The organism is Cupriavidus sp. 207A1 (assembly GCF_057798955.1).
Genome location: NZ_JBYOJO010000005.1, coordinates 72573 through 91776, shown reverse-complemented (window position 1 = coordinate 91776; position 19204 = coordinate 72573). Strand labels below are relative to the sequence as shown.

Annotated in this window: 20 protein-coding genes; 14 read left to right on the top strand and 6 right to left on the bottom strand. The window is 69.8% G+C overall.

What is annotated here, in order from left to right:
• The first annotated feature begins 84 nt into the window (after positions 1–84).
• The 5 genes from AC3FMM_RS10715 (at position 85) to AC3FMM_RS10695 (ending at position 4359) form a co-directional block, all read left to right on the top strand.
• Positions 85–840: a GntR family transcriptional regulator gene (locus AC3FMM_RS10715; protein WP_488686578.1), complete on the top strand. Its 756-nt coding sequence runs from the start codon at positions 85–87 to the stop codon at positions 838–840.
• Positions 841–944: 104 nt separating this feature from the next.
• A complete protein-coding gene (locus tag AC3FMM_RS10710; RefSeq protein WP_116314194.1) occupies positions 945–1229 on the top strand; it encodes a CppA family protein in 285 nt (94 codons plus the stop codon).
• 127 nt (positions 1230–1356) lie between these two features.
• The gene (locus AC3FMM_RS10705; RefSeq protein WP_488686577.1) at positions 1357–2460 is read left to right on the top strand and encodes a malate/lactate/ureidoglycolate dehydrogenase; all 1104 of its coding nucleotides are present in this window, start codon (positions 1357–1359) and stop codon (positions 2458–2460) included.
• Between the two features lie 76 nt (positions 2461–2536).
• The gene (locus AC3FMM_RS10700; RefSeq protein WP_115713600.1) at positions 2537–3472 is read left to right on the top strand and encodes a 2-hydroxy-3-oxopropionate reductase; all 936 of its coding nucleotides are present in this window, start codon (positions 2537–2539) and stop codon (positions 3470–3472) included.
• A 17-nt stretch (positions 3473–3489) separates the two neighbouring features.
• Positions 3490–4359 carry a DMT family transporter gene (locus tag AC3FMM_RS10695; RefSeq protein WP_115683331.1) on the top strand — a complete coding sequence of 290 codons (870 nt, stop codon included), beginning with the start codon at positions 3490–3492 and terminating at the stop codon, positions 4357–4359.
• On the opposite strand, the gene AC3FMM_RS10690 is transcribed toward AC3FMM_RS10695, so the two are convergent.
• Both AC3FMM_RS10690 and AC3FMM_RS10685 read right to left on the bottom strand, forming a co-directional pair.
• Positions 4356–4931 carry a flavin reductase family protein gene (locus AC3FMM_RS10690; RefSeq protein ID WP_116314192.1) on the bottom strand — a complete coding sequence of 192 codons (576 nt, stop codon included), beginning with the start codon at positions 4929–4931 and terminating at the stop codon, positions 4356–4358. The two genes, AC3FMM_RS10695 and AC3FMM_RS10690, sit on opposite strands and share 4 nt — an antisense overlap.
• The gene (locus tag AC3FMM_RS10685) at positions 4928–6106 is read right to left on the bottom strand and encodes an acyl-CoA dehydrogenase family protein (RefSeq protein ID WP_488686576.1); all 1179 of its coding nucleotides are present in this window, start codon (positions 6104–6106) and stop codon (positions 4928–4930) included. Before AC3FMM_RS10685 ends, AC3FMM_RS10690 begins: the two co-directional genes overlap by 4 nt.
• A 147-nt stretch (positions 6107–6253) precedes the next feature.
• On the opposite strand from AC3FMM_RS10685, the gene AC3FMM_RS10680 reads away from it, so the two are divergent.
• Entirely contained in the window at positions 6254–7240 is a 987-nt protein-coding gene (locus AC3FMM_RS10680) for an AraC family transcriptional regulator (protein WP_018004821.1), read from the top strand.
• A 62-nt stretch (positions 7241–7302) separates the two neighbouring features.
• Here the strand turns inward: AC3FMM_RS10680 and AC3FMM_RS10675 are convergent, their stop codons facing one another.
• Entirely contained in the window at positions 7303–7446 is a 144-nt protein-coding gene (locus AC3FMM_RS10675) for an entericidin A/B family lipoprotein (protein WP_042881786.1), read from the bottom strand.
• A gap of 314 nt (positions 7447–7760) precedes the next feature.
• On the opposite strand from AC3FMM_RS10675, the gene AC3FMM_RS10670 reads away from it, so the two are divergent.
• From AC3FMM_RS10670 to AC3FMM_RS10655, 4 genes are all read left to right on the top strand, one after another.
• Positions 7761–8033, top strand: coding sequence for a DUF2188 domain-containing protein (locus tag AC3FMM_RS10670; protein ID WP_115683334.1), 273 nt, complete (start codon positions 7761–7763; stop codon positions 8031–8033).
• A 208-nt stretch (positions 8034–8241) separates the two neighbouring features.
• Positions 8242–8442, top strand: coding sequence for a hypothetical protein (locus AC3FMM_RS10665; RefSeq protein WP_116314191.1), 201 nt, complete (start codon positions 8242–8244; stop codon positions 8440–8442).
• 154 nt (positions 8443–8596) lie between these two features.
• Positions 8597–8935, top strand: coding sequence for a hypothetical protein (locus AC3FMM_RS10660; RefSeq protein ID WP_371925687.1), 339 nt, complete (start codon positions 8597–8599; stop codon positions 8933–8935).
• A gap of 170 nt (positions 8936–9105) precedes the next feature.
• A complete protein-coding gene (locus AC3FMM_RS10655) occupies positions 9106–11370 on the top strand; it encodes a VTT domain-containing protein (RefSeq protein WP_488686574.1) in 2265 nt (754 codons plus the stop codon).
• Between the two features lie 3 nt (positions 11371–11373).
• Here the strand turns inward: AC3FMM_RS10655 and AC3FMM_RS10650 are convergent, their stop codons facing one another.
• From AC3FMM_RS10650 to AC3FMM_RS10640, 3 genes are all read right to left on the bottom strand, one after another.
• The gene (locus AC3FMM_RS10650) at positions 11374–11856 is read right to left on the bottom strand and encodes a DUF1579 domain-containing protein (protein WP_488686573.1); all 483 of its coding nucleotides are present in this window, start codon (positions 11854–11856) and stop codon (positions 11374–11376) included.
• Between the two features lie 144 nt (positions 11857–12000).
• Positions 12001–12354 carry a DUF2880 domain-containing protein gene (locus AC3FMM_RS10645; RefSeq protein WP_488686572.1) on the bottom strand — a complete coding sequence of 118 codons (354 nt, stop codon included), beginning with the start codon at positions 12352–12354 and terminating at the stop codon, positions 12001–12003.
• A 113-nt stretch (positions 12355–12467) separates the two neighbouring features.
• Entirely contained in the window at positions 12468–13205 is a 738-nt protein-coding gene (locus AC3FMM_RS10640; RefSeq protein ID WP_115683339.1) for a GntR family transcriptional regulator, read from the bottom strand.
• A 153-nt stretch (positions 13206–13358) separates the two neighbouring features.
• Between AC3FMM_RS10640 and AC3FMM_RS10635 the strand changes: the two genes are divergently transcribed.
• Genes AC3FMM_RS10635 through AC3FMM_RS10620 form a run of 4 tightly spaced genes read left to right on the top strand, consistent with a single transcriptional unit; the run spans position 13359 to position 19161 of the window.
• Positions 13359–15545 (top strand): acetate--CoA ligase family protein, encoded by a 2187-nt coding sequence (locus AC3FMM_RS10635; protein WP_488686571.1) that lies wholly within the window; start codon positions 13359–13361, stop codon positions 15543–15545.
• A complete protein-coding gene (locus tag AC3FMM_RS10630; RefSeq protein ID WP_488686570.1) occupies positions 15542–16855 on the top strand; it encodes a DUF1254 domain-containing protein in 1314 nt (437 codons plus the stop codon). The genes AC3FMM_RS10635 and AC3FMM_RS10630 overlap by 4 nt, the downstream gene beginning before the upstream one ends.
• Before the next feature lie 12 nt (positions 16856–16867).
• Positions 16868–18184 carry a DUF1254 domain-containing protein gene (locus AC3FMM_RS10625; protein WP_326348717.1) on the top strand — a complete coding sequence of 439 codons (1317 nt, stop codon included), beginning with the start codon at positions 16868–16870 and terminating at the stop codon, positions 18182–18184.
• A complete protein-coding gene (locus tag AC3FMM_RS10620; protein ID WP_326348716.1) occupies positions 18181–19161 on the top strand; it encodes a Bug family tripartite tricarboxylate transporter substrate binding protein in 981 nt (326 codons plus the stop codon). The genes AC3FMM_RS10625 and AC3FMM_RS10620 overlap by 4 nt, the downstream gene beginning before the upstream one ends.
• Positions 19162–19204: the final 43 nt, after the last annotated feature.

Sequence of the window (19204 nt, the reverse complement as noted above, 5' to 3'; positions counted from 1 at the left end):
GGCAATTTGTGATGGTTAACCCGCGTTTTGGAGCCATGAAGCAAGATGCAGTAGAATCCGCGCCAAGTGGATAGAGGATATTGAATGCAAAAACCATATTGCGATGCCGATGCGGCGGGTGTTGACCAGCACGTTCCACCGCCCTCGCTGCCGCGCCTGGCACGCCCGCGCCTGCACGACACCGTGGTCGAGCACCTGCGCCAGTTCATCGTCGAAGGCGTATTCGCGCCGGGCACCAAACTCAATGAGCGCGAACTGTGCGAGACCCTGGGCATCTCGCGGACGCCGCTGCGCGAGGCGCTCAAGGTGCTGGCGGCCGAAGGCCTGATCGATCTTCTGCCCAACCGCGGCGCCAGCATCTCGCGCATGACCGAGGCCGAAGTCAGGGAGAGCTTCGAGCTGATGAGCGGGCTGGAGGCGTTTTCCGGCGAACTGGCCTGCGAGCGCATCACCGCGGCGGAACTCGCGCAGATCAAGGCGCTGCACTACGCGATGCTGGCTTGCCGCGCCCGGAACGACCTGCCGGGCTACTACAGCCGCAACCAGGAGATCCACGACCGCATCAACGAGGCCGCGCGCAACGGCGCGCTGCGGCAGACCTACCAGTCGATCAACCGCCGCCTGCAGGCGCTGCGCTTCCGCTCCAACCAGCAAAGCGGCAAGTGGGACGAGGCGGTCGAGGACCATGAAGAAATGATCCAGGCGCTGGAAGCCCGCGACGGCAAGCGCCTGGCGGCAGTACTGAAGCGCCACTTGCTGGACAAGCGCGACGCGGTGTTGCCGCTGGTGTCGGGTGACGGCACTGACGCCAAGAATCTTCTGATCACTACCAACGCATAACCGCAGGGAGGCCTTTTTCCCAGCCAGGGCCGGATTTTTCTTGCCTCCACGCCGATACTGTATATATTTACAGTACCTGTATGGATGAACAGTGGAGCCCCGGCATGGAACACCTGATCCGCGTGCAAAACGACTATGACCGCCAGGTGCTGGCCTGGCTGCGCGGCCGCATCGGCGATGCCGCCCTGCAGAGCGCGGTGCATCGGCTGGCGAGCCCGCGCAAGCCCTATCTGTCCACGCTCTGCCGCAGCCTGGGCATCCGCCCGCCCAGCCGGCGCCAGTTCGCCGCCGAGACGGCACGCATCCACCGCGCGGTGGGCGACAGCTACCTGGCCCGCATCAGGGAAATCCTGGCAAGAGCCCCGGCGCAGGAGGCCTCGCGCCAGTAGGCATTTGCCGATCACCGGCCACGCGCGGATCATCGGGCGCGTGCCGGACGTATCATGAAAGCCCCGTTGCCGTCACCCGGCAACGGGGCTTTGTGTTTCACAACGTATTCCTTCCTGCAAGGTCGACATGAGCGAACTCCGCATTCCCACCCGCGCCCTGCACCAGTGGGTCACCGATCTCTGGCTTGCCGCCGGCAGCAGCACCCGCGAAGCGCAACTGACGGCCGATCATCTCGTCGGCGCCAACCTGAGCGGGCATGACTCCCACGGCGTCGGCATGATCCCGCGCTATGTGCTGGCGTGGCAGGCCGACGAGCTGCAGCTGAACCGGCAGGTCAGCGTGCTGCAGGACGGCGGCAGCCTGCTAAGCCTGGACGGCAACCGCGGCATGGGACAGGCGGTAACGGCGCAGGCCATGGAGATGGCCATCGCCCGCGCCCGCGAGCACGGCGTCTGCGTGATGGGGCTGCGCCAGTCGCACCACCTCGGGCGCGTGGGCCACTGGGCCGAGCAGGCCACGGCGGCGGGCCTGATCTCGATCCACTTCGTCAACGTGCTGTCCAAGCCGATCGTGGCGCCCCACGGCGGCTACGACGCACGCTACGGCACCAATCCGTTCACCATCGGCGTGCCGATGGCCGACGAGCCGCCGCTGGTGCTGGACTTCGCCACCAGCGCCATCGCGCTGGGCAAGGTGCGCGTGGCCCATAACAAGGGCGTGCCGGTAGGGGCCGGCTGCCTGCTCGATGCGCAGGGCGAGCCCACCACCGATGCCGCCGTGATGTACCCGCCCGCCGACACGCCGCAGGGCGCCTTGCGGCCCTTCGGCGAGCACAAGGGCCACGTGCTGGCGGTGATGTGCGAACTGCTCGGCGCCGCGGTCACGGGCGGCCATACCATCCGCCCGGAAACGCTGCGGCATGAGCATGCGGTCTGGAACAACATGCTGGCGATCGTGTTCGATCCTGCGCGGCTCGGCACCAGCACCTCGTTCGGGCATGAAGTGGCGGCCTTCGCCGACTGGATGAAAAGCGCGCGGCTACTGCCCGGCCAGTCCGGCATCCATCTGCCCGGAGAACCGGAGCGTGCATTCCGCGCGGCCCGCGCGCAGCAGATCCCGATCGATGCCGGCACGCTGGCGCAGCTGGACGACGCCGCCGCGCGCGTGGCGGCGGCGCGGGCCAGCGCGCATCCCGCGCCTGGTCCGCTGTCTGCGCTGGCGCGCGGCTGACTATCATCAGATATGCGCCCGACGCGGTGCGCCACGCACGCACGGGTTGACGCCTGAACCCCTACCGGACACTGACATGAGCAAGATCGGCTTTATCGGGCTTGGCGTGATGGGCAAGCCCATGGTGCGGCACCTGGTCGACGGCGGGCATAGCGTGTTCGCCCATAGCCGCAGCGGCGTGCCGCAAGACCTGCAGGATACCGGCGTGAAGGCCTGTGCCAGCGCCGAGGACGTCGCCAGGCAGTCGGAGACCATCATCCTGATGCTGCCCGACACGCCCGACGTGGAGAAGGTGCTGTTCGGCGAGCGCGGCGTCGCCGATGGCCTGGCCGATACCGCGGGCGGCGTCACGGTGATCGACATGAGCTCGATCTCGCCGATCGCCACGCGCGAGTTCGCGCGCTGCATCGAGGCGATTGGCGCGGACTATGTCGACGCGCCGGTGTCGGGCGGCGAAGTCGGTGCCAGGGCCGGCACCTTGTCGATCATGGCCGGCGGCAAGCAGGAGGTGTTCGACCGCGTGCTGCCCATCCTGCAGCTGATGGGCAAGAACATCACGCGCGTGGGCGCGGCCGGCGACGGCCAGGTGGCGAAGGTGGCCAACCAGGTGATCGTGGCGCTGACCATCGAGGCGGTCGGCGAGGCACTGGTGCTGGCGGCCCGCGCCGGCGCCGACCCGGCGCGGGTGCGCGAGGCGTTGATGGGCGGCTTTGCCAGTTCGCGCATCCTCGAAGTGCATGGCGAACGGATGATCCGCCGCACCTTCGATCCGGGTTTTCGCATCGCGCTGCACCAGAAGGACCTCGAACTGGCGCTGTCGACCGCGCGCGAGCTTGGCGTGGGCCTGCCCAATACGGCGTCGTGCCAGCAGCTGTTCAATGTCTGCAACGGGTTGGGCGGCGCGGCCTGGGACCATTCCGGGCTGGTCCGGGCGATCGAGCATTTGTCTTCATTCGCCCTCGGCGATTCCGACGAGACCGGCGAGAGCGGCGACGCAAGGCCCGCCGGCTAAGCGCAAGACCGGCCCGCATGCCGCATGCAAACACCGCGCTGCTGACCGCGCTGGCGATGCTGGCGTTCGCCGGCAATTCGCTGCTGTGCCGGCTGGCGCTGAAAGGCACCACCATCGACGCCGGCACCTTCACGCTGGCGCGCGTCGCGGCCGCGGCGGCGGTGTTGTGGCTGATCGTGGTGGCGCGGCGGCAGGCCGGACGCCACGGCGCGGGCGCCATGACGCTGGGCGGCAACTGGGTATCGGCGCTGGCGCTGTTCTGCTATGCCGCGGCGTTTTCGTTCGCGTATGAACGCCTGAGCGCCGGCACCGGCGCGCTGCTGCTGTTCGCCGCGGTGCAGGCCACCATGACGGGCTATGGGCTCTACTCCGGCGAGCCGCTGCGCGCGCAGCAGTGGGTCGGCCTGGCGCTGGCACTGACCGGCCTGGTCTGGCTGATGCTGCCGAGCCTGGCGACGCCGCCGCTGGCCTCATCGCTGCTGATGATTGCGGCGGGCATCGCCTGGGGCGTTTATTCGCTGCGTGGCAAGCGCGCCGCGGATCCGGTCGAAACCACCGCGGGCAACTTCGTGCGCGCCGTGCCCATGGCGCTGGCCCTCGGTGCGGCGATCCAGGCGCAGCGCTCGCTGGATGCCCCGGGGCTCGCCTATGCGGTGGTGTCCGGCGCCATCACCTCGGGGCTTGGCTATGTGATCTGGTACGCCGCGGTGCCGCGCCTGCGCGCCGCGACCGCGGCCACCGTGCAGCTGAGCGTGCCGGTCATCGCCGCGGTGGGCGGCACCGCGTGGCTCGGCGAGGACCTGACCTTGCGGCTGGCGCTGAGCGCGGCGGCGGTGCTGGGCGGCATCGCGCTGGTGATCCTGGGCAAGCGGGCCGAGCGCGCCTAGCCCGCGCGGGGTACGCGCGCGTCGGCAAAGCCGCCGCCATGGAACACCAGTGGCGTGCCCGGCGCGGCGCCATAGGCCACCACTTCCACGACGAACAGCACGTGGTCCCCCACCGTGCGCACCGAGCGATGCCGGCAGATAAAGTAGGCCAGCGTGCCGTCGATCAGCACCGTGCCGCACGGGCCGGGGCGATGGGCAATGCCGGCGAAGCGATCTTCGGCAGGCGCCGCAAAGCGCCGGCACACATCCAGCTGGGCGCTGCCCAGCACGTTGATCGCGTGGCAAGGCGCGGCGCGCAACACCGGCAGGCTGCCTGAGCTTCGCGCCAGGCACCACAGCAGCAACGGCGGCGCCAGCGACACGGAAGCGAACGCATTGATGGTCACGCCGACCGGGCGGCCATCGGCGCCGGCAGCGGTGACTACGGTCACGCCGGTGGCAAACTGCCCCAGCGCATCGCGCAAGGCGCGGCGCGCCGCGCCATCGTGGCCGATGGCGCAGGCGTCTTCGCCCTGGCCGCTGTCATTGCAGGCCTCGGTGTCGTAGGAGAGCTGGGCCAGGGCGGACATCATTGCGCTGCCGTGCGCACCTCGCCGGGGGGCGCATCGATATCCAGCCCCAGCGCCATGCGTCCGGCGTACTCCTGCTGGGCCCCGGCCTGCAGCGGATGGAAGCGTGCGCCCTGCGCATCGCGGAAGCGCCGCTCCAGCCCGGCATCGCGATAAAAGCCCGCGCCGCCGGCCAGGTCCATCGCCGCTTCCACCGTCGCCAGCACCGCGCGCGCCGCCAGCGTGCGGGCGCTCATGATGCGGTTGGTGGTGATCGCGCCCGGTGCCTGGCCGGCGGCGGCCGCGAACATCGCATCGAGCGCCAGCTGCGCGGCATCCGCTTCATTGCACAGCCGTCCCGCGGCCTCGACCGCATGCGCGTTCAGGCGCCGCTGGCGCGCCAGCTGCAGCGCGATATCCCGCGCGGCCTCGGCGATGCCGACGTAGACGGCGTAGATCAGCGGCAACGCGATCATCGCCACCGTATGCATCATCGGATGCCACACGCCTTGCGGGCGGCGCGCGGCAACAGCGGTGTCGGGCACCAGCACGCCTTCCAGCATGACATCGTGCGAGCCGGTGCCGCGCATGCCCAGCGTGTGCCAGTTCGACAGCACGCGCACGCCCGGCGTCTTCATCGGCAGCGCGAAATGCAGCACGGTGGGACCGGCCTCCGGGTCGTCATAGACCGCGCAGGTCATGAACAGGTCCGCCACCGGCGCGCCGCTGGCGAAGATCTTGCGCGCGTCGACGCGATAGCCGCCGTCGACGCGCGTAGCCTTGCCGCTGCCGTGCAGCCAGTCGGAGCCGCCGCTGCCCAGCAACACCAGCTGCTCGGCACCGACGCGCTTGAGCAGGCCCTCCACCGGCGCTTGCTGATTGCGCCAGCGCCATGCGGCCGTGGCCACCGGATGCGTATGCATGGCAAAGGCCAGCGCGGTCGAGCCGCAGTACTTGCCCAGTTCGCGCAGCACCGCGCCAAGCTCCTGGTGCGACAGCCCGGCGCCGCCCAGCTCTTGCGGCACCGCCGCGGCAAAGAAGCGGTGCGCGCGCAGGTCGTCATAATTGGCGCTGACGAACTGCTCGCTCGCGTCGATCTCGGGCGCGCGGCCATCGAAGGTGCGGCCCAGCGTGGCGGCAAGGCCGATCCAGTCGGCCTGCGCGCCGGCGCTGGCATCCGCTGCGGAAAGGGTTTCCATGGTGTTGTCTCCGTCCGGTTATGGTGCGTGTCCCGCGCCGTTGTACGGCCACGGGCACGGTGCTAGTATCGGAGCCCGGTCCCCTCGCCCGTATGATCGGGCGTCCGGCTTTCTTGCGCGAAACCCCGGATCTGGAGGAATGTGGCCATGGATGCCTTGTCCGACCTCTTGCGCGCCGTGCAACTGAGCGGTGCCGTGTTCCTGAACGGCGAATTCAAATCACCGTGGTGCCTGATCAGTGAAGCCGATGCTGAATTGCGCGCCGCGTTCCTGCCGCGCGCCGACCGCGTGGTCTCGTATCACCTGATCACCGAAGGTATCTGCTGGGCGCGCCTGGTCGACGACACCGGCCCCGGGGTGCGCGTCGAAGCCGGCGAGCTGCTGGTGGTGCCGCAGGGCGAGCCGCACGTGCTTGGCAGCGACCTCCACCTGCAGCCCTTGCCTTCTGCGCCGTTGGTGTATGACCTGCTGCGCAACAGTCCCGGCGAAGTCATGCGGGTCTCGTACGGCGGCGGCGGCGAACACACGCGCATGGTCTGCGGCTTTCTCGGGTTCGACGACACCATGGGCAATCCGCTGCTGACGTCGCTGCCGCGGCTGTTCAAGGTAGGTCTCGGGAGCGGGCTGGAATCCGCGTGGCTGGCCTCGGCGCTGGCCTTCGCCACCTCGGAGGCGGCGGAACCGCGCGCCGGCAGCGCCACCGTGCTGGCCAAGCTGTCGGAACTGCTCTTCGTGCAGGCGGTGCGGCGCTGCATCGACACCCTGCCGGCCAATGAAAGCGGCTGGCTCGCCGCGCTGCGCGACCGCTACGTGGCGCGTGCGCTGTCGCGCATGCATGCGCGGCCGGCCTATCCGTGGACTGTCGACGAACTGGCCGGCAACGTAGGCCTGTCGCGCTCGGCGCTGGCGCAGCGCTTCACCGACCTGCTGGGGCAGCCGCCGATGCAGTACCTCGCGCACTGGCGCCTGCGCACCGCCGCGGCCGAGCTGCGCAGCGGCAACCGCTCGATCAGCGAGGTCGCCGGCGCGGTCGGCTATGACTCCGAGGCCGCCTTCAGCCGGGCCTTCAAGCGTGAATTCGGATTGCCGCCGGCCAGCTGGCGCCGCAACTGCACCGAAGCGGCGCACGCATGAACGAAAACGGCCCGCGCCTGGGGCACGGGCCGTCGACCGGCCACCACGTGGCCGTCAGTGTCTTACATTTTCTGCTTGGTGTTTTCCGCCGCGCCCTGCACCTTCTCGCCGCCGCGCTCGATATCCTTGCCGGCACCGGCCATGGTGTTGCAACCCGTGACCAGCAGCATGCCAGCGAGGGCAAACAGTGCGTATAGCTTTCTCATGATGATCTCCTTGCTTCGTGTGGATGCGGCATGCGCCGCCAGGATAGAAGAGCTCGGAATGGCTTGACCGGGCAGCCTGTTGCCCAACCGGCAATTGGATCGTAGCAATCCGTGGCACGACGAAAAGTCGGCATTCGTCCTACCGCGATGTCAGCAGAACGCGCGACATGCCACGGCGCCATGCCGCACTACGACGGTGCCAAACCCGGCGTGCCGGCTGGTCCCGAATATGCTTGTAGGACTGCCACCGATAGCCCGCGCCCGCGGGATCCTATAAAACCCCAATGTCACTGCCAGCCATCACGGAGAACACCATGACGTCACGCAGCATCCATGTGCTTCCCGCCACGACCGGCGACTCCGAATACGCCAGCGAGGGGGAATGGGCGCTTACCATCGAGGGCCTGGAAAGCGGCCCCGACGACGCGGCATTGCACTTCCCGACGCAGGAAGCCGCCATCGCTGCCGGCTGGATGCGTGCCCGCGAGGATGGCGTGTCGCTGTGCATCCATGGCCGTGACGGCCTGGTGCGTGAACGCAAGATCTACTGCCGCGATGGCCGCGGCAATGCCCGCCTCGGCCGCTAGCGCCGTCTAGGCTGCCCGCCGTCGCGGTGCCAGCTGCCTCGCCATCATTGCCTTGCGTGCCCGCTGACACAGCGGGCCGCAACCGTTCATTGCGCCGGATGCATTGAGTCGCATCAAAGTGTCGCGCATCTTCTGCTGAAAACCTCGGGTCCACCGCCAATACTGGAGTCAGGCCACTGGCCGACGACCAGGACAACCGAGACCCGCCATGCGTTTTCTTCTTCTCCGATACCGTCCGCTGGACATCTATCCCGACCCGCTCGACGCCAGGGTGGCGGAACTGCACGATCTTGCCGAAGACATCCAGGATCGCCACGCACGCAAGTGGCGCCGGCATGGCTCCATGCTGACCCGGCATGACGGCGCGCCGTCGGGCTTTCCCACCGGCGACCCGAAAACGCGGCACTGATGCGCCATGCAAGGACATTGCCTTTTCTGGCAGGAATGTGAACAAGTGTCATATCGGGTTGGCAAGACCATGACCCCTGCTGAAGAATGGTTATCCGCAGGCAAGGAACCCGATCGGCGGGTTCGCTGCCGCACCATTTTTCTGACGCAGCGACATGAATCGAACCACCCGGGAATGCGTGATGGCGTTGATTTCCAGCCTGCGTGCCAATGGGCCCATGCCCCGGCACCGGCTCGCCACCGCCAGCCGCCTGAGCGCCGCCGAGCTGACCCGCGCGCTCAAATCCGCCCGCCAGATGGGCGTCGTGGCCTATGACGGCGAGCCCGACCTGCCGCCCGAGGCCGAAACTCCGCTGGTGCTGACCGGCCGGCCGTTACCGCCGCCCCGGCGCGTCACTCCCGCGCCGCGCGACAACACCCCGCACTTCGAACCGCTGCTGGATGTCTGGGGCATCGCCCGGCCCGCCACGCTGCGGCGCGGACACGCTTCCTGACACGCTCCATGCCCATCGGCACGCTGGCTCGCGCGTGCCGTTCTTACAAAGGCAGGTAAGGCGCACACGCAAAAGTCCAGCCCGGCGCGCCGGCAACGGGCGCTTGCGCAGGGTACGGAACTTGCGCGACGCTTCAGGCTATGGCTTTCGCTTCCCCCTGAGCGTGCGCAATGAGGCAATACCATCCGCCCGGCACCACGGCGTCCCCAGCGCCCACGGCGTCGCCACCACCGCATGATCCCGCCCCGCCGCCCGGCTTCCAGCTCGAGCCCGGGCGCAACTGCTGGCGCGTCGAACCTTGCCGGCGCTTTGCCATGCTGGTCGACGCCGACGCCTATTTCCGTGCGCTGCGCGAGGCGCTGCCGCGGGCCGAGCACACCATCTTCATCCTGGGCTGGGACATCGACAGCCGCATGGAACTGGTCCCCGCCGGCGCGCAGGATGGCCTGCCGCCGGGGCTGCGCGACTTTCTGTGCGCGCTGGCCGACCGCCGCCCCGACCTGCGCATCTACATCCTGAGCTGGGACTACGCCATGGTGATGGCGATGGAGCGCGAATGGCTGCCTTCGGCCAGCGCGCACTGGCAGGCGCACCGGCATCTGTCGTTCCTGCTGGACGGCAATCATCCTCCCGGCGCATCGCACCACCAGAAGGTGGTGGTGCTCGACAACAAGGTCGCCTTCGTCGGCGGGCTGGACCTGACGCTGCGCCGCTGGGACGACAACCAGCACGCGCCCGGCGCGCCGCTGCGCATGGCCGAGGGGCGACCCTACGCGCCGTTCCATGACGTGCAGTGCGCGGTCGACGGCAGCGCGGCCGCGGCGCTCGGCAAGCTTTGCGCGGAGCGCTGGCTGCGCGCCAGCGGCAAGCAGCCGCGGCCGGTGGCACCGACCTCGTCGGATCCGTGGCCGCCGAGCCTGGCGCCAGAGCTGACCGACGTGCGCGTGGGCATCGCCCGCACCATGCCGATGTGCGAGGACGAGCCCGGCGTCAGCGAGATCCGCATGCTGCTGCGCGATGCCATCGCCTCGGCCCGGCACAGCATCTACATGGAGAACCAGTACTTCAGCTCCGGCGAGATCGCCAAGGCGCTGGCCGCGCGGCTGGGGCACGAGGACGGCCCGGATATCGTGCTGGTGTCGCGCCGCAACGAGAGCGGCTGGCTCGAGGCCCACAGCATGGGCGTGCTGCGCGCGCGCCTCTACCGGCAGCTGCGCGCGGCCGACAAGTTCGATCGCTTCCGCCTGTACTGCCCGACGATCCCCAACCTGCACCCCGAATGCGTCAACGTCCACAGCAAGGTGACGGTGATCGACGACGACTTCCTCACCATCGGTTCCTCCAATCTCAGCAACCGCTCGCTGGGGCTGGACACCGAGTGCAATATCGTGGTGGTCTCCGGCGGCGAGCCCCGCATCCAGACCGCCATCGCCGCGATGCGCGCGCGGCTGCTGGGCGAACACCTGGAGGTATCGCCCGAAGCATTCCAGGCCGAGGTGGCCGCCACGCGCAGCGTGCTCGGCGCGATCCGGAACCTGCAGCGCAGCGACGGCCGCTCGCTGGAAGACTATGTGCCGCCGCTGCCCGACGATGTCGATGCCGCGTCACCGGCCGCCAACCTGCTGGACCCGATCGAGCCGATCGACAGCGACCAGGTGCTGGCCGAGTTCGTCAGCCACGAGGCGCGCCCGCGCGTGCTCGGGCGCGTGGGGGTGATGGTGGCGCTGGCGCTGCTGATGGCGGGGCTGGCCTTTGCGTGGCGCTATACGCCGCTGCGCGAGTGGGCGGATTTCCGTGCCTTGCTGGGCGCCATCGAGCGCGTCGACGAGATGCCGCTGGCGCCCCTGGCCATGATGGGGGTCTACCTGGCCGGTGCGGTGACGATGCTGCCCGTGACGCTGCTGATCCTGGTCACGGTGGTTGTGTTCGGCCCGCTCTACGGCGCCGTGCTGGCCCTGTGCGGCACGGTGCTAAGCACCGGCGCCGGCTATCTGGCCGGGCGGCTGCTGGGGCGCCGCGCCGTGCGCCGCTTTGGCGGCAGGCGGCTGAACCGCGTCAGCCACCAGCTGGGCAAGCACGGCGTCGTCGCCATGGTGGTGCTGCGGCTGGTGCCGATCGCACCGTTCTCGCTGGTCAACATGGTGGTGGGCGCCTCGCGCATCAGCCTGCGCGATTGCCTGATCGGGACCGCGCTGGGGATGTTGCCGGGCATTGTGGTCAGTGCCTTGCTGGTGGACCGGGTCGCCGCGGCGGCGCGCGACCCGGGGCTGTTCACCTTTGCGCTGCTGGCGCTGGTGCTGCTGGTGCCTGCCTCGCTGCTGCTGGTGCTGCGCCGGCGACGGCGCAATGCAGCGCGCGGCGGCCGCCACGACGATCCGCCCGGCCCCGGCTCGCGTTTGTCGCGGCTGGCGCGGATCGCCGGCGAGCGTTCCTGACACTCACGGCTGGCGGCGGTAGGTGGCCTTCACGATCTGCGTCCACTCGCCGTTTTCGCCCTGCATGTACGAAGTCAGCTCGCGGTGGTTGTCGTCGCGGAACGTGATCACGTCGCGGTACTGCACCATGCGGCCGTTGCCCGAGCAGTCCGGTCCTTCGGCGCGCAGCGTCAGCTGCTGGCCGCCCGCGTCGAGGTCGCCTTCGTAGACCCACAGGTGGGTCATCATCGAGCCGATGAAGGTGCCGACAAAGTGCTTGCGCGCCGGATCGTAGCCCAGCGTCATGACCGTCGATGCCGGGCCGCAGCCGGGCATGTCGCCCTGGGCCACGCACTGCACCCAGACGTCGCCGATCGCGCTGACCCGCTCCGGAATCTGCCAGGTCTGCACCGGCTGGTCCGGTCCCATGACGGCCTCGCCCTCCGCCAACCAGTTGCCAACCAGGTGTTGCAGCCAGCGGTGTTCCTTTTGTGCTTCGATTTGCATTTTCGGTCTCCAGTGAATGGGTAACGGCCAGGGTGCGGCGGTTGCCGCGAGCATTTGTGGATGCTGTACACATAGACTAGCAAACGAAATGGACAGCGTCCACATTAAATTGCAACAGCCGGCACTGAGGGGGACAGACTGAGCTTATTGCGGCAGGCGCAGCTTGGGCACGGCAAAGCGGTTGCCCTGGTCGCGGCGTACGTCGCACTGGACCTTGGCCTCGCGTACGGCGCCGTCCTGGGCCAGGTATTCGACATCGGCCACCACGCTGTAGTTGTCCTTGTCGATCTGGCGCGCGGTGGCGGACACCCACTTGAAGCTGCCGGGATTGGGCAGCGCCGCCTTGACCGCTTGCTTGCAGGCGGCCTCGGGCGCCCCCTCCTTGCCGGGCGGCCGCGATGCATCCTGCCTGGCCGCGGCCAGCGCGGCCGGCACGCCCGCGGACAACGCTACCGCGAGCGCGGTAGACAGCAAACGTGGGGAAAGCGGCGAGAACATCCTGGACTCCTGCGACTGGGCGGCGCCGGATCGCACCACCCTGGCGCCGGCGTCGATGCAGTTCAGGCCGCGGCGCGCATGCAAAAGTTCCCTTGTCGCCACAGCCAGCGGCCCTAACGCCGCACGCAGGCCTTGTAGGTGAACTTGTCGCCGCGGAACATGAATTCCGAAAACGCCAGCGGCCGGTCGTCGATGTCGTGCGGCGTGAAGCGGATGCGCAGCAGCGGCTCGCCCGGCTCGACCTTGAGCCGGCGCGCGCTTTCCGCGCTGGCGGGGATCGCCGCGCTTTCCGTGTGCAGGTACTTGAGGCGATAGCCCAGTCGCGCCTCCACGATCATCAGCGCGTCGTTGTTTTCCAGGTCGTGCTCGAGCATCGCGCGCATCAGCGCTTCGGGCGCCATGGTCACGCCGACCGCCACCGGCGTGCCGCCCACGGACTTGAGCGTGGTCACGCTCAGCAGCTTGCTGCCGGGGGGCATGCGCAGCGCGTCGGCGGCGATGGCCGGCGCGGTAATCAGCCGCGTCGACAGCAGCTTGCCGTGCGCTTCGTGGCCACGGGCCCGCATGTAGTCGTAGAAGCCGGTCAGCGGCCCCAGGTCGGCCTGCCCCGCAGGGCGGCTGACAAAGCTGCCCTTGCCGTGGACCGTTTCGATCAGTCCTTCCGCCAGCAGCGATGCCAGCGACTGGCGCACGGTGATGCGGCTGACGCCGAACTCCGCCATCAACTCGGCTTCCGAAGGCAGCTTGATGCCCGGCGTCCATTCGTTGTTGACGATGCGCTGGCGCAGCGCGCCTTCGATCTGCTTGAAGCGGGGCAATGAGCTGGTTGTCACGAGATTCGAGGGATTCATGGGGACGGCCCATGCGGGCATCTACTTATCATAACAACGTTGACTCATCATAACATGTTATGACAACATCGGCCGGGCATCATCCATGACAAGACCAGTCGCGCCGGCCTGCAAGGGCCTCCACGTGACGGCGCACGCATACGGAGACAACCGATGCCAGACCTAAGCGCATTGCTGCAACCGCGCACCATCGCCGTGATCGGCGCATCCACCCAGCCCGACAAGGTAGGCGGCATGCCGGTGCGGCTGCTGACCGAGCTGGGCTACGCCGGCCGCATCGTCCCGGTCCACGCCACCGCCAGCGAAGTGCAGGGGCTGGCCGCGGTGCCGACCCTGGACGCGCTGGATGCGCCGGCCGACCTGGCCATCGTGGCGCTGCCGGTCAGTGCCAGCCTTGACGCGATGCGCCAGCTGGCGCGCAACGGCACGCGCGCCGCGGTGTTCTTTACCTCCGGCTTTGCCGAGACCGGCGGCAATGGCATCGCGCTGCAGGCCGAGCTGGCGGCGCTGGCGCAGGCCCATGGCATCACGCTGCTGGGACCGAACTGCCTGGGCGCGATGAACCTGCGCGAGCGCGTGTTCGCCACCTTCTCGCCGATCCCGCTCGGCGGGCTGCCGCCGGTCGGCGAGGTCGGGCTGGTCAGCCAGAGCGGCGCGTTCGGGGCCTATGCCTTCGCGCTGGCGCGGGAGGCCGCGCTGGGCCTGAGCCACTGGGTCACCACCGGCAACGAAGCCGGCCTGCATGTGGCGGACGTGATCGAATGGCTGGCCCGGGACGATGCCACGCGCGTGATTCTGGCCTACCTGGAAGGCTGCCGCGACGGCACCCGCCTGCGCCGCGCGCTGGCGGCGGCGCGCGCAGCGGGCAAGCCGGTGGTGGTGACCAAGGTGGGCACGACTGAAGCCGGCGCGCGCTCCGCGCAATCGCATACCGCCAGCCTGGCGGGCGAAGACGCGGTCTACCAGGCGGTGTTCGATGAATACGGCGTGTTCCGCGCCGATACGCTGGAGGAATTCTTCCGGCTCGGCTACGTGCTGTCGCGCGGGCGCCGGCCGACGCGATGGCAGGCTTCGGCGAAGGAGCCGGCCAACGCCGTCACCCCGGTCGCGCTGGTCACTGTCTCCGGCGGCATCGGCATCATGATGGCCGACCAGGCCGAGGCGCTCGACCTGCCGCTGCCGCCGATGCCCGAAGCCCCGGCCGCGGCGCTGCGCTGCGCGATTCCGTTCGCCAGCACCGCCAACCCGATCGACGTCACCGGCCAGGTGGTGGCACAGCCCGAGGTGTTGCTGGGCGCCATTGCCGCTGCCGCACAAAGCCCGGACTACGGCAGCGTGGTGGCCTTCCTGGCCGGCGGCGTAGGCTCGCCGCGAATCTGGCCCGGGCTGCAGGACACCGTCGACGCCCTGCACCGCAGCGGCACCGCGGCGCCATTGCTGTTCAGCGGCCTCGCCGATGAAGACAAGCGCCGCTGGCTGGAAGCGCGCGGCGCGCTGGTGTTCCGCGAACCGGCGCACGCGGTGCAGGCCGTGGCCGTGCTGGCCAGGGCCGCGGCGCAAGCCGCGGCGGCACAGGAGCCCATCCCCGCAGCGGCCGCCGCCGACAGCCTGCCCGTTCCCGATGTCCCGCCCGGCACCACCGCCTTGTCCGAGTTCGAAGCCATGCAATGGCTGGCCGCCTGCGGCATCCCCACCGCGCCGCACGGCCTGGCGCGCGATGCAGACGAGGCCGCGCGCATCGCCGACACCATCGGCTATCCGGTCGCGATCAAGCTGTGCTCGCCGGACATCCTGCACAAGAGCGATGTCGGCGGCGTGGTGCTGAACGTGGCCGACGCGCAGGCGGCCCGCACCGCCTTTGCCCAGGTGCAGGCCGCCGCGGCCAGCCACGGCACCTCCGCGCGCTTCGACGGCGCGCTGGTCGCCGGCATGGTGCGCGGCTGGGGCGAGTTGATGGTCGGCGTGCGGCGCGACCCCGTGTTCGGGCTGGTGGCGCTGGCCGGCATCGGCGGCACCGCGGTGGAGATCTTTCGCCAGACCGCGTTCGGCCTGGCACCGCTGAGCCATGCTCGCGCGCGCACCATGCTGCGCGCGAGCCGTGCCGAGGCCCTGCTGTCGGGCCACCGCGGCCATCCCGCGATCGACGCCGCGACCGTGGCCGAGGTGCTGGTGCGCGTCTCGCAGGCCGCGGCGGCGCTGGGGCCGCGGCTGGACACACTCGAAATCAACCCGCTGATCGTCACCGCGCGCGGCGTGGTCGCCGCCGATGCCGTGGTGACCCTGCACGCGGCGGAGCCCGACAGCCACACGAACAGACCCAACGAGGAGACCACCCGATGAACCAACCCGCTGCGCCCTTCCTTGCCCGCGCTCCCATCGACACCCCGCAGGAAGCGCTGACCGCCGCGGCGGCACTGCCGCTGGTGCTGGCCACCTACCCGCTGTTCGAAAGCCTGCGCACCTGCCGCCTGCAGACTTCGGTGGCGCAGGCCACCGGCTACGGGCGCGCGCCGGTCAACACGCTGTCGGCCAGCACCCAGCCGTGGACGCACCGCGACCGCGACATCGTCACGCCGGCCAATGACCTGCTCTACTTCTGCGCCTGGGTCAACCTGGCTGACGGTCCCGTCACGCTGCACGTGCCGGCACTCCCGGATGCGCGCCGCTACTACGTGGTGGAACTGCTCGACGCGTGGACCAACAACTTCGACAACCTGGGCTCGCGCAACGTGCCCGCCGCGGGCGCCGACATCGTGCTGGCCGGCCCCGGCCAGCACGCCGACGGTGCGCACGTGGTGCATTGCCCCACGTCGCTGGTCTGGCTGCTGGGCCGCGTGCTGGTGACCGGCACCGACGACCTGCCCGCCGCCAGCGCCTTCGAGCAGGGCTTCCGCCTGTCCGGCGGCAGCGCGCGGCAACCCGCCTGCGTGCGCGACTGGCAGGACAGCGGCGAGCCGGCGCTCGACTTCTTCGCCAACGTCTTGAACGCGCTGCGTGAGTATCCGGCCGAGCCTTCCATGGCTGGCCTGCTGTCGCTGCTGCGCAAGTGCGGCATTCGTGCGGGCGAGCCGGTCGACGTGGGCGCGCTGCGGCCGGCGGTGCAGCAGGGCCTGGTGCGTGCGTGGCGCGAAGGCATGGCGCTGATCGAAGCCAATACCCGCAGCCATGCGCGCAAGAGCTGGACCTACAGCCTGCTGCTGGGCCGCTATGGCGACGACTGGATGCAGCGCGCCGTGACCGCGATGAAGGGCCTGGGCGCGCTGCGCGCCGACGAAGCCGTCTACGCCGCCGCCGACTACGATGCCGACGGCGAACTGCTGCATGGCCGCCACAGCTACGCGCTGCACTTCCCGGCCGGGCGCCTGCCGCCGGCGCAGGCGTTCTGGTCGGTCTCGCTCTACGGCGCCGACCGCTTCTTCACCGACAACGCGATCGGCCGCTATGCGCTCGGCGACCGCAGCCCGGGGCTGCAATACGACGCCGATGGCGCGCTCACGCTGACGATCTCGCACCAGCGCCCCGCGCAGGCACAGGAGAACTGGCTGCCGGCACCGGACGCCCCGTTCTACCTGATCCTGCGCCTGTACCACCCCACCGACGGCTTCATCGCCGGCGACTACGTGATCCCGCCGCTGCGGCGCATCGCCTGAAGGAGGCCGCCCATGACAACCCACGACAACTCCCTCGACGCGCTCGCCCGCGACGCGGTGCGCTATACGCTGCCGCTGTATGAAATGGCGCGCATGCGCGCCGCCACCTGCCCGCGCCGCGACAGCGCCGGCACCTTTGCCGGCGATGGCCCCGATTCCACGCTGCGCTGGATCAACACCGTCACGCACGTGCGCGCGCTGCTCGGCCCGCAACACCGGCAGGTGGTCACACCGAACAACGACACGCTCTACACCAACGCCTGGCTCGACCTGTCGCGCGGCCCGCTGCTGCTCGACGTGCCGGACTGCCACGGCCGCTACTACGTGCTCGGGCTGCTCGACGCCTATACCAACCCGTTCGGCTACATCGGCACCCGCACCACCGGCATGCAAGGCGGCACCTGGCTGCTGCACGGGCCGGCCTGGCGCGGCGAGGTGCCGGCCGGCGCCACGCCGCTGCCCTGCCCCACCGATGCGGTCTGGATCATCGGCCGCATCCTGGCCGACGGCGAAGCCGACCTGGCTGGCGCGCATGCCTTGCAGGACGGCATCCGCCTGCGGCGGCCCGACGGCACCGCCGCCGCGAGCGTGATCGACGCCGGCATGCATGCCGGCGAGCGCCCTGGCGACCCGGACCGCTACGCCGCCATCATCCGGCGCATGCTGGCCGAGAACCCGCCGCCCGCCGCCGAAGCGGACCTGGTGCGCAGCTTCGCCACCGCCGGCATCGGCAGCGCGACGCCGCTGACGCCGGCGCAACGCACTGCGCTGGCAGCCGCGCTGGCGCACGTCGATGCCGAACTGTCCGCGCCCAAAGCTTCCGCGCTGGGCGGCGGCTGGTCCCTGCCGGTGGAAATCCGCACTTCGTTCGGCGCGCAATACGCGCTGCGCGCCGAGGTGGCGCGCAACTACATCGGCGCGCTGGGGATCGAGGAAGCCATGTACCTGATGGCCGATCGCGATGCCGACGGCCTGCCGCTGGACGGCACGCACCAGTACGAACTGGTGTTCCCCGCGCAAGGGCTGCCGCAGGTGGGCGCGTTCTGGTCGCTGACCATGTACCGGAAATCGGACTGCATGCTGGCGGAAAATCCGCTGCAGCGCTATTCGCTCGGTGACCGCTCGCCAGGCCTGCGCGCGGCGCCGGATGGCAGCCTGCGCATCGTGCTGGGCGCGCGCGCGCCGGCGGACGCCGCCGATACCGGCAACTGGCTGCCTGCGCCGCCCGAACCGTTCTACGTGGCATTGCGCCTGTACGTCCCCGGCCGCGCGCACCTGGAACGCACCTTCCGCTACCCCGCCATCCGCCACATCAAGGAAGCATCATGAAGCGAACCATAGTCTTCGCCCGGGCCGTGCTGACGGCCGGCGTGGCGCTGCTGTGCCTGGGCAGCCCGACGCAGGCGCAAACCTATCCGTCGCGGCCGGTCAAGCTGGTGTCGCCCTACGGCGCAGGCGGCTCCAACGACATCTCGGCGCGCATCCTGGCCGAGGCGCTGAGCGGCAAGCTCGGCCAGCAGGTGGTGGTCGAGAACAAGCCCGGCGCCGGCACGCGCCTGGCCACGGAGCAGGTGGCGCATGCCGCGCCGGACGGCTATACGCTGCTGTGGGCGGCCGCGCCCTTCGCCATCAACACCGCCGCCGGCATCGCGCAGCGCTATGACGTACACAAGGACTTCGTCGCGGTGGGGCCGCGCGTGCTGGGGCCGATCTTCCTGATCGTCAATGCCAGCTCGCCGGCGCGCACGGTGGCCGACTTCGTGCGTATGGCCAGGGACAAGCCCGACGGCGTGACGGTGGCCTCGCCGGGCGCCGGCTCGGGCCCGCACCTGAGCGCCGAACTGTTCGGGCAGGTCGGCAAGTTCAAGCTGCTGAGCGTCCACTACCGCGGCGACGCCACCGCCTACACCGAGTTGCTGGCCGGCCGTGCCGACGCCACGCTGACCGCCATCACCTCGGCGCTGCCCTTTATCAAGGCCGGCAAGCTGCGCGTGCTGGCGGTGGCGTCGGAGCAGCGCACGCCGGTCTATCCCGATGCGCCCACCTTCGCCGAACAGGGCTATCCGGGCATGGTCGGCTACGGCTGGTTCGGGCTGGTCGCGCCGGCCGGCACGCCGCCCGCCGTCACCGAGCGCCTCAACCGCGAGGCGTCGGCCGTGCTGGCCGATGCGCAAACGCGCAACAAGCTGCTTGGCCTGGGCCTGGAGCCGCATCCCGAGCGCGGCAGCGCGTTCTCGGCCTTCATCGACCAGGAGATCGGCAAATGGGGCAAGCTGATCCAGGCGCGCGGCATCAAGCTGGACTAGCGTACGAACGCACAGCGTCCGCGCAAAGGCAAACCGTGACATC

Excerpts from the sequence above, each read along its gene's own strand:
- AC3FMM_RS10625 (WP_326348717.1), top strand. The coding sequence starts at position 16,868 with ATGACAACCCACGACAACTCCCTCGACGCGCTCGCCCGCGACGCGGTG.
- AC3FMM_RS10670 (WP_115683334.1), top strand. The coding sequence starts at position 7,761 with ATGACGTCACGCAGCATCCATGTGCTTCCCGCCACGACCGGCGACTCC.
- AC3FMM_RS10695 (WP_115683331.1), top strand. The coding sequence starts at position 3,490 with ATGCCGCATGCAAACACCGCGCTGCTGACCGCGCTGGCGATGCTGGCG.
- AC3FMM_RS10660 (WP_371925687.1), top strand. The coding sequence starts at position 8,597 with ATGAATCGAACCACCCGGGAATGCGTGATGGCGTTGATTTCCAGCCTG.
- AC3FMM_RS10655 (WP_488686574.1), top strand. The coding sequence starts at position 9,106 with ATGAGGCAATACCATCCGCCCGGCACCACGGCGTCCCCAGCGCCCACG.
- AC3FMM_RS10635 (WP_488686571.1), top strand. The coding sequence starts at position 13,359 with ATGCCAGACCTAAGCGCATTGCTGCAACCGCGCACCATCGCCGTGATC.
- AC3FMM_RS10675 (WP_042881786.1), bottom strand. The coding sequence starts at position 7,446 with ATGAGAAAGCTATACGCACTGTTTGCCCTCGCTGGCATGCTGCTGGTC.
- AC3FMM_RS10700 (WP_115713600.1), top strand. The coding sequence starts at position 2,537 with ATGAGCAAGATCGGCTTTATCGGGCTTGGCGTGATGGGCAAGCCCATG.
- AC3FMM_RS10650 (WP_488686573.1), bottom strand. The coding sequence starts at position 11,856 with ATGCAAATCGAAGCACAAAAGGAACACCGCTGGCTGCAACACCTGGTT.
- AC3FMM_RS10705 (WP_488686577.1), top strand. The coding sequence starts at position 1,357 with ATGAGCGAACTCCGCATTCCCACCCGCGCCCTGCACCAGTGGGTCACC.
- AC3FMM_RS10620 (WP_326348716.1), top strand. The coding sequence starts at position 18,181 with ATGAAGCGAACCATAGTCTTCGCCCGGGCCGTGCTGACGGCCGGCGTG.
- AC3FMM_RS10710 (WP_116314194.1), top strand. The coding sequence starts at position 945 with ATGGAACACCTGATCCGCGTGCAAAACGACTATGACCGCCAGGTGCTG.
- AC3FMM_RS10665 (WP_116314191.1), top strand. The coding sequence starts at position 8,242 with ATGCGTTTTCTTCTTCTCCGATACCGTCCGCTGGACATCTATCCCGAC.
- AC3FMM_RS10630 (WP_488686570.1), top strand. The coding sequence starts at position 15,542 with ATGAACCAACCCGCTGCGCCCTTCCTTGCCCGCGCTCCCATCGACACC.
- AC3FMM_RS10690 (WP_116314192.1), bottom strand. The coding sequence starts at position 4,931 with ATGATGTCCGCCCTGGCCCAGCTCTCCTACGACACCGAGGCCTGCAAT.
- AC3FMM_RS10715 (WP_488686578.1), top strand. The coding sequence starts at position 85 with ATGCAAAAACCATATTGCGATGCCGATGCGGCGGGTGTTGACCAGCAC.
- AC3FMM_RS10645 (WP_488686572.1), bottom strand. The coding sequence starts at position 12,354 with ATGTTCTCGCCGCTTTCCCCACGTTTGCTGTCTACCGCGCTCGCGGTA.
- AC3FMM_RS10680 (WP_018004821.1), top strand. The coding sequence starts at position 6,254 with ATGGATGCCTTGTCCGACCTCTTGCGCGCCGTGCAACTGAGCGGTGCC.
- AC3FMM_RS10640 (WP_115683339.1), bottom strand. The coding sequence starts at position 13,205 with ATGAATCCCTCGAATCTCGTGACAACCAGCTCATTGCCCCGCTTCAAG.
- AC3FMM_RS10685 (WP_488686576.1), bottom strand. The coding sequence starts at position 6,106 with ATGGAAACCCTTTCCGCAGCGGATGCCAGCGCCGGCGCGCAGGCCGAC.